Below are 13,252 nucleotides of genomic sequence, written 5' to 3' on the forward strand. Positions count from 1 at the left end.
CCGCGATGTCGCACAAAGTGAACAGGAAGTCACATTCACGATATTTATCATTGCTGTTTTGAACATAAATAGTGGTGTTAATGTCTGTCATCAGAAGCTTACTTTTCTTTCTCGGCGCAGCGGCGGCTTCCGCCATCGCGGTACTTTGTCTATGGATGGATATCCGGGTGTTTGGCAACGATATCCCGGAGATTTCGCTCACCGAGGTAGTGCAGGAGGGCGTGCTGGCGATAATCGTGCTGATGCACTTCCTGCTGGCGAAAAAATATGAGCTCCTACGCTACTGTAATATCCTCGTTGGCGGCTTCTTCCTGGCGATGCTGATCCGCGAACTGGATGCGCTTTTTGATCTTATTACTCACGGTAGCTGGGTGTGGTTCGCGCTGGCAACGACGATAGCCGCGCTAATCGCTCCGCTGCGCCACGCTCGTCAAACGCTGTCGCAACTCGCGCAATACACCCGCACGCCTTACTACGGCATGATGATAAGCGGCCTGCTGGCGATTCTGGTCTTCTCACGGCTGTTCGGCATGCATGGCTTATGGTATGCCGTACTCGATGAGAACTACGCGCGGGTGGTGAAAAACACCGTTGAAGAGGGTAGCGAGTCGTTCGGCTACATGCTTTGCCTGACCGCCTCGATTGGCTACTACTGCTACTTCCGCTATCAGGCGCGGCAGAAAAGCTAATCCACTGCGCCGCCAGAATGTCGCATTCTGGCGGCAGCGCGAATCATGAATTACCCCTGAATTTTCCACTTCCGCTTGAGCACATTTTTGTCCTGGCTATCCAGCCAGTGGTTCACTTTCTCAAGCAGCGCCGGATTATCCTTATTCATCATATAGACCTTATAGCTGGCGGTGCCGGGGAACGGCGTCTCATTCGCCACACAGAACACGCCGGGCTCCTTGCTCTGGTAGTAATCCCCTTCTATCAGGTCGGTCACCATCATATCGGCCGTTTTTTGCCGCAGCGCCTGCAGATTATCGACATTGTTCTGCACGCGGATGATCTGCGCATGCTTGATATGCTCATCAACGAAACTTTGGTTGGTACCGCCGGGGTTCACAATCACCTTCACATTCGGCTGGTCGATTTTTTCAAGGCTGCCGAGCGCTGGCGCGGCGCTGCAGTTCGCCAGGGCGATTTTACCATTGGCCACCACCGGATGGCTCAGGGAGAAATCTTTTGCCCGTGCCGCCGTCTCCGTTACACCTCCCATAGCGATATCAAACTTATCGGCTTTTAAATCAGTCGATAACGTTGGCCAGCTGGTGATAATAAACGTCACCTTCACTCCCAGCGTTTTCCCCAGATCGTGCGCCATATCGACGTCGTAGCCGATAAGTTCGCCGGCGCCGTTATGAAAGGCCAACGGCGCGTAGTCCCCCGGCACGCCGACTTTTAACTCGCCGCTTTGTTGAATTGACTGCATATCGCGCGCCTGGCCCGCCAGTGTGGCCAGAGAGAGCGTCAGGGCAAGCACCACCTTCACTTTCATTTCATGATCCTTTTTTATTCATCAGTTTTTGGTTATCACTCTGTCTGTCTCTGACGGCAAGCAAAATTATCTCTCTACCGCTCCGGCTTATAACCACTTTGTTAACAATATGTTTTTATTTTGTGATGCACAACCAGGATTCATTGCACCTTATTTGTGCAATGAATAACCAAATCCTACGCTCAGGATCCGCTCACCTCCCAACAGATTAGCGATATTGTGGGAAATACTATTTCCCGCAATAGCTGGCACACATCGTGCTTTGTTAATTGAGTATCAGAATTCTGTTAAATGAGAGCGAACTATCATTAAGGGCAGAGATGAACGATAGCAACGGCTTGTTTCACATTATTGAATCCACTTTCAGCCAGCTCACGCCGAGCGAAAAGCGTATTGGCAGCTGGCTGTTAAGCCATCGGGAGCATATCCCGTTTGAGACCGCCGACAGCATTGCGCAGGCCACCGGCACCAGCGGGATAACCGTAGGCCGCTATCTGCGCAAGCTGGGCTATCGCAATCTCGATGACGTGAAGCACAGCCTGAAGGAGCCCGCTTCAACACCCTACCGCCAGTGGGGAGTGATCGACCGGCTTGACTCCTGGTCACAGCAGCAGGCGCAGCCGGATCGCGCCAGCCTGTCGTTGCAGATGGAGCTGGATGCCATTCGCTATGTCTATCAACTGGCGCAGGAACCGACCTTCGCCCGCGTCAGTCAACGCATCGCCGAGGCCGACGCGGTTATCATCATTGGCATTCAGTCGACCCGCGGCATCGCCAACACGTTCTTCAGCCATCTGGAATACCTGCGCCCGCGCGTGACCTACGCCGACGGCAGCTCCGGTAGTTGGCTGGAATCATTGAATTCTGAATACCAGCGCCCCTATGTGGTGCTGACCGATACCCGCGCTTACTCCGTCGCCGCGCGCCAGTTTTGCCGGGTCGCCTGCGAACGCGGGGTTGCCACCGCGCTGGTCACCGATATCTGGTGTCCGTGGGCGCGCGACTATCCGGTTGATTTACTACAGGTAAAAACCGATACCGGCCACTTCTGGGATTCGCTGGCGCCGATCGGTTGCCTTTTTAATCTGCTGCTCTCCGCGGTGGTGGAACGGCTGGGGCCGAGCCTCTCCAGCCGCCTTGCCGCGAACCGCGCGCTGCAGCAGGAATTTGGTCAGTTTGAACGTTAAGGAAATTTTCGATGAGCCATCTTTCCCTGGTGGATATCGCCGCGCGTTTTCCCACGCTGCCTGTCGACCTGAAATACGCCACCGCCGATAACATTACCGGCCAACCGATTTACCGCGAAGCCCGCTGCCTGCTGCACCCCGACGCGGCCGTCGCGCTGGAGAAATCTATCGCCATCGCCGCGCTGGCGGGCTATCGCCTGCTGGTACTTGACGCCTATCGTCCACAGCGCGCCCAGCAACTGCTGTGGAATGCCTGCCCGAACCAGGATTATGTCGTACCGGCCAATATCGGCTCCAACCACAGCCGCGGCACCGCCATCGACGTAACGCTACTCGATGAACACAACAACCTACTCGACATGGGCACCGCCTTTGACGAAATGGACGATCGCTCGCATCCCTACCACCCGGCGGTAGCGCAGGAGGCCCAGCGCAATCGCCTGTTGCTGAACGCCATTATGTTCGGCGGCGGCTTTAAAGGTATTACCACGGAATGGTGGCACTTCGAACTACCGGACGCGGCCGGTTATCCGCTACTCGATGATGTTTTCGCCTGTTTCTCCCCCGCTCAGATTGACGGAGTTTCACCATGAACATGACTCGCCCAGCATCCGTAGGTTTTCGCCCGTTACTGTTAGCCGCCGCGCTCTGCGCCGCCATCCCTTCCGCCTTTGCCGCGGTGCCGAAAGATATGCTGGTGATCGGCAAAGCCGCCGACCCGCAAACGCTCGACCCGGCCGTCACCATCGATAACAACGACTGGACGGTGACCTATCCGGCCTACCAGCGGCTGGTCAAATACAAAACCGATAATGGCAAAGGTTCAACCGATGTCGAAGGCGATCTCGCCGAAAACTGGCAGGCCTCCGACGACGGCAAAACCTGGACCTTCACTCTGCGCAAAGGCGCGCAGTTTGCCGACGGCTCGCCGGTGACGGCAGAGGCGGTCAAACTCTCTTTTGAACGCCTGATGCGCATTAAACAGGGGCCATCGGAGGCGTTTCCCAGCGGGCTGAAGGTGGATGTCGTCGATCCGGCCACCGTACGTTTCACGCTGCCGGAATCTTTCGCGCCGTTCCTGCATACCCTCGCCAATGACGGCGCCTCCATCATTAACCCGGCGGTGCTGAAAGCCAACGCCGCCGATGACGCCCGCGCCTATCTGGCCGAGCACACCGCAGGCTCCGGCGCGTATAGCCTGCAGCGCTGGCAGAAAGGCCAACAGTTGGTGCTGGTACCCAACCCGCACTTCAGCGGCAACAAGCCGGCCTTTAAGCGCGTCACGGTGAAAATCATCGGCGAAAGCGCCGCTCGCCGTCTGCAGTTGACCAAGGGCGACCTGGATATCGCCGACGCCCTGCCGGTCGATCAGTTTGCGGCATTGAAGAAAGAGGACAAGGTGACGGTCTACGACTATCCGGCGCTGCGCGTCACCTATCTGTATCTCAACAACAGCAAAGCGCCAATGAACCAGGCGGATCTGCGCCGCGCGGTGTCGTGGGCAACGGACTATAAAGGCATGGTCGACGGCATTCTCGGCGGTAACGGTAAGCAGATGCGCGGGCCGATCCCCGATGGCATGTGGGGTTACGACGCCAGCGCCATGCAGTATTCATTAGATCTCGACAAAGCCAAAGCGGCGCTGGACAAGGTAGCGGATAAGCCGAAAACGCTGACGTTCCTCTACTCTGATAACGATCCGAACTGGGAGCCGATTGCGCTCTCCACTCAGGCCAACCTGCAGGCGCTGGGTATCCAGGTCAAGCTGGAGAAACTGGCCAACGCCACCATGCGCGAGCGCGTGGGTAAAGGTGATTACGACATCGCTATCGGTAACTGGAGCCCGGATTTCGCCGACCCCTATATGTTTATGAACTACTGGTTCGAGTCGGACAAAAAAGGGCTGCCGGGAAACCGCGCGTTCTACGATAACCCACAGGTTGATGCGTTGTTGAAACAGGCGGTTGCCACCACCGATCAGGCGGCGCGGACCAAAGATTATCAGCAGGCGCAAAAAACCGTCATTGATGACGCCGCCTACGTCTACCTGTTCCAGAAGAACTATCAGGTCGCCATGAACAAGGAGGTGAAAGGCTTCGTTTTCAACCCGATGCTTGAGCAGATTTACAATATCGCCGACATGCACAAGTAGCGGGCCGTCTCTCCATCTTGTCGGGTCGGGCCGTCACAGGCCCGGCCGAGGAGCGTCATCATGAGTTTCTGGGGTTTAATACGACAGCGCTGTTGGGGGCTGATATTAGTCGTCGCCGGCGTCTGCGTGATTACCTTTATTATTTCGCACCTGATTCCCGGCGACCCGGCGCGGCTGCTGGCGGGCGATCGCGCCAGCGATGAAATCGTCCGCCATATTCGCCAGCAGCTGGGGCTGGATTTACCGCTCTGGCAGCAGTTTGCCCGCTACGTTGACGCCCTGCTCCACGGCGATCTCGGCACCTCGATTCGCACCGGCCGCCCGGTACTGGAAGATTTAAAAACCTTCTTCCCGGCGACGCTGGAACTGGCCTTTTGCGCGCTGCTGATTGCCCTACTGGTCGGCATCCCGCTCGGCGTGCTGTCGGCGGTTTACCGCAATCGCTGGACCGATCACCTGGTGCGCCTGATGGCGCTGACCGGCATCTCGACTCCGGCATTCTGGCTCGGTCTCGGGGTAATCGTCTTGTTTTACGGCAAGCTCGATTGGCTACCCGGCAGCGGCAGGCTCGATGACTGGTTCGATCCGCCCACCCGCGTCAGCGGTTTTTATCTGCTGGATTCACTGCTGGAAGGCAATATTGAAGTCTTCTTCAATGCCCTGCAGCACCTCATTTTGCCGGCGGCCACCCTTGCCTTCGTTCATCTTGGCATCGTCGCCAGGCAGATCCGCTCGGCAATGCTCGAGCAGCTCAATGAGGATTACATTCGGACCGCGTTAGCCAGCGGCCTGCCGAAATTCACCATTGTGGTGCGCTATGCGCTACCCAACGCGCTGATTCCCTCCATCACCGTGCTCGGGCTGGCGCTGGGCGATCTGCTGTACGGCGCGGTGCTCACTGAAACGGTTTTCGCCTGGCCTGGAATGGGCGCTTACGTGGTGTCTTCGATTCAGGCGCTCGATTTCCCCGCCGTGATGGGCTTCGCCATCGTGGTCTCCTTTGCTTACGTACTGGTCAACCTGGTAGTCGACGTGCTCTATTTATGGATCGACCCGCGCATGGGTCGGGGAGAAAGCTAAGTGATGATGACTCAGGAACAACCGCTTCCACAGCCAAAGGCTGAAAAAAGCGGCCACTGGAAGCGTCGTTGGTGGTTGATCCGCCAGAGCCCGCTAACGCTGATTGGCGCAGCGATCATGCTGATCATGCTGTTTTTAATGATCTTCTCGCCGTGGCTGACGCCGCACGATCCTAACGCTATCAACCTTGCCGCGCGTCTGCAGGCGCCGTCGTTCGATCACTGGTTTGGTACCGACGAGGTTGGCCGCGATCTGTTCAGCCGCGTACTGATCGGCAGCCAGCAGTCGGTGGCCGCCGGGCTGGCGGTGGTATTGATCGCCGGGATCAGCGGCTCGCTGCTGGGCTGTCTCTCCGGGGTGCTTGGCGGGCGCAGCGACGCGCTGATTATGCGTCTGATGGACATTATGCTGTCGATTCCGTCGCTGGTGTTGACCATGGCGCTGGCGGCGGCGTTAGGCCCGAGCCTGTTCAACGCGATGCTGGCGATCGCCATCGTGCGTATTCCATTTTACGTGCGCCTGGCGCGCGGCCAGACGCTGGTGGTTCGTCAGCATACTTTCGTCGAGGCCTCGGTGACGTTTGGCGCCTCGCGCTGGCATCTGATCAGTTGGCATATTCTGCGTAACGCCCTGCCGCCGCTGGTGGTGCAGGCCTCGCTGGATATCGGCAGCGCGATTCTGATGGCCGCCACGCTCGGTTTTATTGGCCTCGGCGCCCAGCAGCCCACCGCGGAATGGGGCGCGATGGTCGCTAACGGCCGCAACTACGTGCTCGATCAGTGGTGGTACTGCGCCTTCCCCGGCGCGGCGATCCTGATCACCGCCGTCGGCTTTAACCTGTTTGGCGATGGCATCCAGGATCTACTGGATCCCAAAGCCGGAGGGCGCAACTAATGGAAAATCGGGTCTTAACTATCGATAACGTTCGCCTGAGTTTCCCGGTCTATCAGGGCCAGGTCAACGTGCTGAATAATATCTCGCTGCACATCGATCGCGGTGAAATCGTCGGCGTGGTGGGCGAATCCGGCTCCGGCAAATCGGTGACCGCGATGCTGGCGATGCGCCTGCTTCCCGCCGGTAGCTATCATATTCATAGCGGCGCTATCACCCTGATGGGTCACGATATGCTCAACCTGACGGAAAAAACGCTACGCGATATTCGCGGCAGCAAGGTCGCGATGATTTTTCAGGAGCCGATGACCGCGCTTAACCCCACCCGACGCATCGGTAAGCAGATGGTAGACGTCATCCGCCAGCACCGTCCCATGTCGTTGCGTGAAGCACGCGCCCGCGCCGTCGAGCTGCTGGCGGATATGCAAATTGCCGATCCGCAAAGCGTGCTCAAGCGCTATCCCTTCGAACTCTCCGGCGGCATGCGCCAGCGGGTGATGATCGCTATCGCCTTCTCCTGCGAGCCCGACCTGCTGATTGCCGACGAACCGACCACCGCGCTGGACGTCACCGTGCAGCGTCAGGTACTGCGCCTGTTAAAGCAAAAGGCCCAGGCGACCGGCACGGCGGTGCTGTTTATCAGCCATGATATGGCAGTGGTCTCTCAGGTGTGCGATCGGCTGTACGTCATGTACGCCGGCGCGGTCATTGAAAGCGGCAACACCGGAGAAGTACTACAGCAGCCGCAGCATCCCTACTCTATTGGCCTGTTAAACAGCGCTCCTGATAAGGGAGAACCGCGCACGCCGCTACGTTCTATTCCCGGCACCGTGCCGAATCTGGCGCATCTTCCCGCCGGCTGCGCCTTCCGCGAACGCTGCTTCGCCGCGGGTGAAGCCTGCGGTATCACCCCCACGCTGCAGGCTCATGATAGCGCCGCCGATAGACAGGCTGCCTGCTGGTACCCGCAACGGGAGAACGCCCATGTCTGAGACGCTATTAACCCTCAATGATGTGCACCTGACCTTTGCCGCGCAGAAAAACTGGCGCGGGAAAGTCATCGAACGCGTCTATGCGCTAAATGGGCTGGATATGACGGCCAGGCGCGGCGAAACCTTAGGGATCGTTGGCGAATCCGGCTGTGGGAAAAGCACCCTGGCGAAGCTGCTGATGGGCATGTTAAAGCCCTCTTCCGGCCACTTAACCCGCGCGCCGGCGCGCGGCGAAAACCAGAGCGGACGCATGCAGATGGTGTTTCAGGATCCGCTCTCATCGCTGGACCCACGGCTACCAGTCTGGCGCACCATCACCGAACCAGTGTGGATCCAGTCGCGCATGCCTGAAAAGGCGCGTCGCGATCTCGCCGAGCAGCTGGCGCTACAGGTGGGGATCCGTAGCGAATATCTCGATCGGCTGCCGCACGCTTTTTCCGGCGGCCAGCGCCAGCGTATCGCCATCGCCCGCGCGCTCTCGTCGCAGCCGGAGATAATCGTGCTTGATGAGCCGACTTCGGCGCTGGACATCTCGGTGCAGGCGCAGATCCTCAATCTGCTGGTCGAACTGCAGCAGCGGCAAAATCTCACCTACGTGCTGATTTCGCATAACGTCTCGGTGATACGTCATATGAGCGATCGGGTGGCGGTGATGTATCTCGGGCAAATCGTTGAAATGGGCGAGGCACGGCAGGTGCTGGATAATCCTGCGCATCCTTATACCCGGCTATTGATGGAGTCGGTACCGCGCATCGGTTCGCCATTAGGCGAAGGCGTGCGCAATACCGAACTACCGGGCAACCGCCGGCTGCCGACGGGCTGCTACTTTCGGGAACGCTGTCCTTACGCCAGCCAGGGCTGCGAACGGCCGCAGCCGCTGGAGGCGCAAGCGAATGGCGCGCAGGTTCGCTGCTGGAAAGCACAAACAATAAGATGAGACCGGGCGCCGCCCGGTGCTACTGTTATCGGTTTGCAACGGTTTTGTGTACGGAAAACATGTGCTTTGTGTTAATTCAGAGCACATTGCGCTCCCGATATTTCTTCTGCGTTATGGCTCTCATGGTGCAGGGAGCGCACAGACCGTAGGCCGGATAAGGCGAAGCCGCCATCCGGCGCAAAAGCGGCGCCTTATCCGCGGATATTGCACGGCGGCGCTGCGCTTGCGCGGGCCTACAGATCCAGTGCAAGGGGTGGCCCAGTGCCATAGGTAGCCCGGGGAAGGCGATTACGCCGCCCCCGGGTTAGCCGTTATAAATGAATCAGAACAGCCCCAACGGCGCGGTGCCGTAGCTCACCAGCAGGTTTTTGGTCTGTTGATAGGCTTCCAGCGCCATTTTGTGGGTTTCTCGCCCGACGCCGGACTGCTTATAGCCGCCAAACGCGGCATGCGCCGGGTAAACGTGATAGCAGTTGGTCCACACTCGTCCGGCCTTGATGCCGCGCCCCATGCGGTACGCCAGGTTAGTATCCCGCGTCCACACCCCAGCCCCTAAACCAAACTGCGTCTGGTTCGCAATTGCCAGCGCCTCCGCCTCGTCCTTAAAGGTGGTCACGCCGATGACCGGGCCAAAGATCTCCTCCTGGAAGCTGCGCATCTCGTTGTGCCCTTTAATCAGCGTCGGCTGAATATAGAAGCCGCTATCCAGCTCGGCGGTAATGCTCGCCCGATCGCCGCCGGTGAGGATCTGCCCGCCTTCATCACGAGCGATCTTGATATATGACAGGATCTTATCGAACTGCTGGCGTGATGCCTGAGCGCCGATCATCGTTTCGGTATCAAACGGATCGCCGCGACGGATCTGCATCACTTTCGCCATTACCCGCTCCATAAACGGCTCGTAGATCGATTCGTGGATCAACGCGCGCGACGGACAAGTACAGACTTCTCCCTGATTGAAGAAGCCCAGTACCAGCCCTTCCACCGCCTTCTCGATAAACTCCTCCTCGCCATCCATTACGTCGGCAAAATAGATATTCGGCGATTTGCCGCCCAGCTCAACGGTGCAGGGAATAATATTCTCCGCCGCGCAGGCCATAATATGACGGCCTACCGGCGTCGAGCCGGTAAAGGCGATTTTAGCGATCCGCTTGCTGGTGGCCAGCGCTTCGCCGGCCTCTTTGCCAAAGCCCTGCACCACGTTCAACACCCCTGCCGGGAAGAGATCGCCGATAATTTCCATCAGCAAAGTAATACTCAGCGGCGTCTGCTCCGCCGGTTTTAAGACCACGCAGTTGCCTGCCGCCAGCGCGGGCGCCAGTTTCCATGCCGCCATCAGCAGCGGGAAGTTCCACGGAATAATTTGCCCAACCACGCCTAACGGTTCGTGGAAATGATAAGCCACGGTGGTGTCGTCAATTTCGGCGGTACTGCCTTCCTGCGCGCGCAGACAACCGGCGAAATAGCGGAAATGATCGACCGCCAGCGGCAGGTCGGCGTTCAGGGTTTCGCGGATTGGTTTGCCGTTATCCCAGCTCTCCGCTACCGCCAGATACTCCAGATTCTCCTGAATGCGGTCGGCGACCTGCAGCAGAAGATGAGAACGCTGCTGTACCGAGGTTCGCCCCCAGGCGTCCGCCGCCCGGTGTGCCGCATCAAGGGCCAAATCGATATCTTTGGCGTCGGAACGGGGAAACTGCGCAATGTTGCTCCCATCGACGGGAGAAGTATTCATGAAATATTCGCCGCTTAACGGCTCGACGAATTTACCGTCTATGAAGTTGCCGTAGGCCGATTTGAATGAAACCAAAGCGCCCGGTTTGCCAGGATGAACATAACGCATAGCAATCTCCTTCTGTAGGGTTAAGGCGCAGCGGCGTGGTGGTTTTTGCTATTGTCCGCTGCACGCTTTCTCCTGTAGCAGGGGTTATGCCAGGTTTGCGTACTTCACATAAAATTCATAATTTCCAAATAATTACATATATCCCTCTGCCGATTCGCGTCCTCTTTGTCGCACAGGATCCCGCTTCTGTGTTGCGAATCGCAACACCAAGAAAACCAAATTGCTACAATATTGCAACACAAACCAGCCAACCACGAGGTGCGCCGTGCAAGGAAATCCGTTCACTATCACCCCCGAGGCGCAGTCCAGCACGCTGCTGAGCGACTCCTGGCAACGCAGCCAGCGTTATGGCCTGCAGCCAACGAGCGACGAATTTCCGCGCCTGCGCGGTGGTGAACTGGCCGACGTGCTGGAAAGCAACCGCAGCCTACAACGGCTGGCGCAACCGGTGGCGACGCCGCTGGCGCAACGTGCCGCCGGGCTGCAATCGGTAGTGATTCTTTCCGATGCCAGCGGGCTGGTGCTCCAAACCTTCGGCAATAGCGCAGCGATGGAAAAAGCGCAAAGCTTCGCGCTGGAGCCAGGCAATATCTGGAGCGAAAGCGGTCGCGGCACCAACGCTATCGGTACCGCGCTGGCGATTGACGACAGCTGCGAAGTCGAAGGCCGCCAACACTATTTAACCCGTAATCAGGATTTGTATTGCGCGGCGGTTCCCCTACAAAGCCCCGATGGCCAGATTGCCGGGGCGCTGGATATTTCCGGCCCGGCGCATATCCCGCATCCCCACTCTCTGTCGTGGATAAAAGAGGCCGCCAAACAGATTGAATATCTGTGGGTGAAACAGAGTCTGCATCCGCAACAGTGGTTAATGAGCCTGCACTCGCGGGTACAGAAGCTCGATAGCGCCGAAGAGCTGCTGCTGGTTTTCTCCGATAACCTGCTGACCGCGGCCAATCGCCTGGCCATCCGCGAACTGGGCCTGCAGGCCGGACAGATAGGGCAAATGACCTTCCAGCAGTTGTTCCCCCGCCTGACGCAAACGGCGGTCAGCGTGCCGCTACCGATGACCTTCCAGCAGCGTGGCTACTACTACCGTCTGCGCGCGCCAACCCGCGCCAGCGTCGCCGTCCCCGCACAACCAGCACTTAACCTGCCGTTTTGTCCGTCCGGCGAAGGCGAGAAAATGGTCCGCCTGCTCAACGCCGGTATCGCGTTGTGTATCGAAGGCGAAACCGGCTGCGGCAAAGAGTTCCTCAGCCGTGAACTGCATGCGCATAGCCGCTGGCGCAGCGGTAAATTCGTCGCCATCAACTGCGCGGCCATTCCAGAATCGCTGATTGAATCGGAGCTTTTCGGCTATCAGGCGGGGGCCTTTACCGGCGCGAATAAAAACGGCTATATCGGCAAAATTCGCGAAGCCGATGGCGGGGTGCTGTTCCTCGATGAAATCGGCGATATGCCGCTGGCTCTGCAAACCCGTCTGCTGCGGGTATTGCAGGAGAAAGAGGTCATGCCGCTGGGTGGGAATCGCAGCGCGCCGGTGAACTTCGCCTTGATTTGCGCCACCCACCGTCATCTCGCGCAGCGCGTCGCCGAAGGCGCATTTCGCGAGGACCTGCTCTACCGCCTGCGCGAGTATGCTTTTACCATCCCGCCGCTACGCCAATGGCCTGAACTCAAGCAGTTTATTCCAGCGTTGTGGCGCTCGCTTGGCGCGGCAGAACGCCATATCACTCTCTCCGATGCGCTGATTCATCAACTGACATTATGTCGTTGGCCGGGTAACGTGCGTCAGTTGCAAAGCCTGCTCAAAGTCCTGTTGGCGCTGGCGGACGATGGCGAATGCCTGGGCGTCGCGGCGCTGCCGGAGGAGTATCAAAGCGCGCAGCAAACCAGCGCTCCGGGCGGGCTTCAACAACATGATGCAAAACTGATTGCCGATACGCTGGCCCGCTTTAACGGCAATGTGAGTAAAGCGGCGCAGGCGTTAGGCGTTGCGCGCAGCACGCTGTATCGACGGGCCGCGCGCGTACAAAGGAAGTGACTACGGCGTAAAGCGCGCTGGCAGCCAGGAGAAGAGACGGCGGCTCAGCGCTTCGCACAGCGCCACCAGCGTCTGCCCCAACCGATGCCAGACCACTTTTGCTACGCAGAGGCTCAGTGCTGAAATCAGCGCCGCGCCCAGCATATCCAGCGGGAAATGGACGCCGAGAAAAATACGCGCCCATGCTACCGGCAGCGCCGCCGCCAGCACCAGCAGCCCAATGCCGCGCAGGCGTAATGACAGCAGCGCGAAGGCGGCGCTGAACATTACGGTGCCGTGATCGCTTGGAAAAGAGTTATCCGCCGGGTGGCTTATCCAGGTATGGCCCAGCGGGATCATAAACGGCCGCGGATGGAACCACAGGGTTCCACAGGCAACCCCCAGCCCTAACGCTATCAAAATCGTCATGGCGCAAAACAGCGCCTGTCGATGCCCCTGACGACCGCCAAGGAACCATAACCCCAGTAATATCGCCGGCACAATGAGAATAAGCCAGCTGGCGGAGAATTGAGCCAGTAGCAATAGGCTGTCCGGCGTACCTGGCCCGGCATTCAGCGTAAGGAAGGCGTTCTGGTTAAACGTTTCTAACAGGTTCATGGCGAGTTCTCGTCACAGTCATCAT

General features: G+C 58.4%; 12 protein-coding genes. 9 read left to right on the forward strand and 3 right to left on the reverse strand.

The annotated features are described in order from the left end of the window. The first annotated feature begins 80 nt into the window (after nucleotides 1-80). Entirely contained in the window at nucleotides 81-689 is a 609-nt protein-coding gene (locus ABLU80_RS21900) for a hypothetical protein (protein ID WP_020078137.1), read from the forward strand. Nucleotides 690-739: 50 nt separating this feature from the next. On the opposite strand, the gene ABLU80_RS21905 is transcribed toward ABLU80_RS21900, so the two are convergent. After that, on the reverse strand, nucleotides 740-1,501 hold the full coding sequence (locus ABLU80_RS21905; RefSeq protein WP_047080438.1) for a transporter substrate-binding domain-containing protein: 762 nt from the start codon (nucleotides 1,499-1,501) through the stop codon (nucleotides 740-742). A gap of 320 nt (nucleotides 1,502-1,821) precedes the next feature. Here ABLU80_RS21905 and ABLU80_RS21910 point away from each other — a divergent pair, with 320 nt between their 5' ends. From ABLU80_RS21910 to ABLU80_RS21940, 7 genes are read left to right on the forward strand one after another with little or no spacing between them, the layout of a single operon-like run. Next, nucleotides 1,822-2,688: a MurR/RpiR family transcriptional regulator gene (locus ABLU80_RS21910; protein WP_015370101.1), complete on the forward strand. Its 867-nt coding sequence runs from the start codon at nucleotides 1,822-1,824 to the stop codon at nucleotides 2,686-2,688. A gap of 11 nt (nucleotides 2,689-2,699) precedes the next feature. Then, nucleotides 2,700-3,281 (forward strand): D-alanyl-D-alanine dipeptidase, encoded by a 582-nt coding sequence (ddpX, locus tag ABLU80_RS21915; protein ID WP_015370100.1) that lies wholly within the window; start codon nucleotides 2,700-2,702, stop codon nucleotides 3,279-3,281. Next, nucleotides 3,278-4,840 (forward strand): ABC transporter substrate-binding protein, encoded by a 1,563-nt coding sequence (locus tag ABLU80_RS21920; protein ID WP_015370099.1) that lies wholly within the window; start codon nucleotides 3,278-3,280, stop codon nucleotides 4,838-4,840. The genes ddpX and ABLU80_RS21920 overlap by 4 nt, the downstream gene beginning before the upstream one ends. 60 nt (nucleotides 4,841-4,900) lie before the next feature. Continuing rightward, a complete protein-coding gene (locus ABLU80_RS21925; RefSeq protein WP_348850468.1) occupies nucleotides 4,901-5,920 on the forward strand; it encodes an ABC transporter permease in 1,020 nt (339 codons plus the stop codon). 3 nt (nucleotides 5,921-5,923) lie between these two features. Further along, nucleotides 5,924-6,814, forward strand: a complete 891-nt coding sequence (gene ddpC, locus ABLU80_RS21930) for a D,D-dipeptide ABC transporter permease (protein ID WP_162184307.1) — start codon at nucleotides 5,924-5,926, stop codon at nucleotides 6,812-6,814. Beyond that, nucleotides 6,814-7,803, forward strand: coding sequence for an ABC transporter ATP-binding protein (locus tag ABLU80_RS21935; protein WP_045413262.1), 990 nt, complete (start codon nucleotides 6,814-6,816; stop codon nucleotides 7,801-7,803). The genes ddpC and ABLU80_RS21935 overlap by 1 nt, the downstream gene beginning before the upstream one ends. Next, nucleotides 7,796-8,740 (forward strand): ABC transporter ATP-binding protein, encoded by a 945-nt coding sequence (locus ABLU80_RS21940; RefSeq protein ID WP_045413259.1) that lies wholly within the window; start codon nucleotides 7,796-7,798, stop codon nucleotides 8,738-8,740. The genes ABLU80_RS21935 and ABLU80_RS21940 overlap by 8 nt, the downstream gene beginning before the upstream one ends. 322 nt (nucleotides 8,741-9,062) lie before the next feature. On the opposite strand, the gene ABLU80_RS21945 is transcribed toward ABLU80_RS21940, so the two are convergent. After that, nucleotides 9,063-10,583: an aldehyde dehydrogenase family protein gene (locus ABLU80_RS21945; RefSeq protein ID WP_015703226.1), complete on the reverse strand. Its 1,521-nt coding sequence runs from the start codon at nucleotides 10,581-10,583 to the stop codon at nucleotides 9,063-9,065. Between the two features lie 265 nt (nucleotides 10,584-10,848). Here ABLU80_RS21945 and ABLU80_RS21950 point away from each other — a divergent pair, with 265 nt between their 5' ends. Beyond that, nucleotides 10,849-12,630: a sigma-54-dependent Fis family transcriptional regulator gene (locus tag ABLU80_RS21950; protein WP_348850469.1), complete on the forward strand. Its 1,782-nt coding sequence runs from the start codon at nucleotides 10,849-10,851 to the stop codon at nucleotides 12,628-12,630. On the opposite strand, the gene ABLU80_RS21955 is transcribed toward ABLU80_RS21950, so the two are convergent. After that, on the reverse strand, nucleotides 12,631-13,227 hold the full coding sequence (locus tag ABLU80_RS21955) for an undecaprenyl-diphosphatase (RefSeq protein WP_047076005.1): 597 nt from the start codon (nucleotides 13,225-13,227) through the stop codon (nucleotides 12,631-12,633). Nucleotides 13,228-13,252: the final 25 nt, after the last annotated feature.

The sequence above is a fragment of the Klebsiella sp. CN_Kp104 genome (genome assembly GCF_040064515.1).
In the GTDB taxonomy this organism is placed as follows: domain Bacteria; phylum Pseudomonadota; class Gammaproteobacteria; order Enterobacterales; family Enterobacteriaceae; genus Klebsiella; species Klebsiella aerogenes.

Coding starts and splice junctions, on each gene's coding strand:
- ABLU80_RS21905 (WP_047080438.1), bottom strand. CDS start 1,501: ATGAAAGTGAAGGTGGTGCTTGCCCTGACGCTCTCTCTGGCCACACTG.
- ABLU80_RS21945 (WP_015703226.1), bottom strand. CDS start 10,583: ATGCGTTATGTTCATCCTGGCAAACCGGGCGCTTTGGTTTCATTCAAA.
- ABLU80_RS21940 (WP_045413259.1), top strand. CDS start 7,796: ATGTCTGAGACGCTATTAACCCTCAATGATGTGCACCTGACCTTTGCC.
- ABLU80_RS21900 (WP_020078137.1), top strand. CDS start 81: ATGTCTGTCATCAGAAGCTTACTTTTCTTTCTCGGCGCAGCGGCGGCT.
- ABLU80_RS21955 (WP_047076005.1), bottom strand. CDS start 13,227: ATGAACCTGTTAGAAACGTTTAACCAGAACGCCTTCCTTACGCTGAAT.
- ABLU80_RS21925 (WP_348850468.1), top strand. CDS start 4,901: ATGAGTTTCTGGGGTTTAATACGACAGCGCTGTTGGGGGCTGATATTA.
- ddpC (WP_162184307.1), top strand. CDS start 5,924: ATGATGACTCAGGAACAACCGCTTCCACAGCCAAAGGCTGAAAAAAGC.
- ABLU80_RS21920 (WP_015370099.1), top strand. CDS start 3,278: ATGAACATGACTCGCCCAGCATCCGTAGGTTTTCGCCCGTTACTGTTA.
- ddpX (WP_015370100.1), top strand. CDS start 2,700: ATGAGCCATCTTTCCCTGGTGGATATCGCCGCGCGTTTTCCCACGCTG.
- ABLU80_RS21935 (WP_045413262.1), top strand. CDS start 6,814: ATGGAAAATCGGGTCTTAACTATCGATAACGTTCGCCTGAGTTTCCCG.
- ABLU80_RS21910 (WP_015370101.1), top strand. CDS start 1,822: ATGAACGATAGCAACGGCTTGTTTCACATTATTGAATCCACTTTCAGC.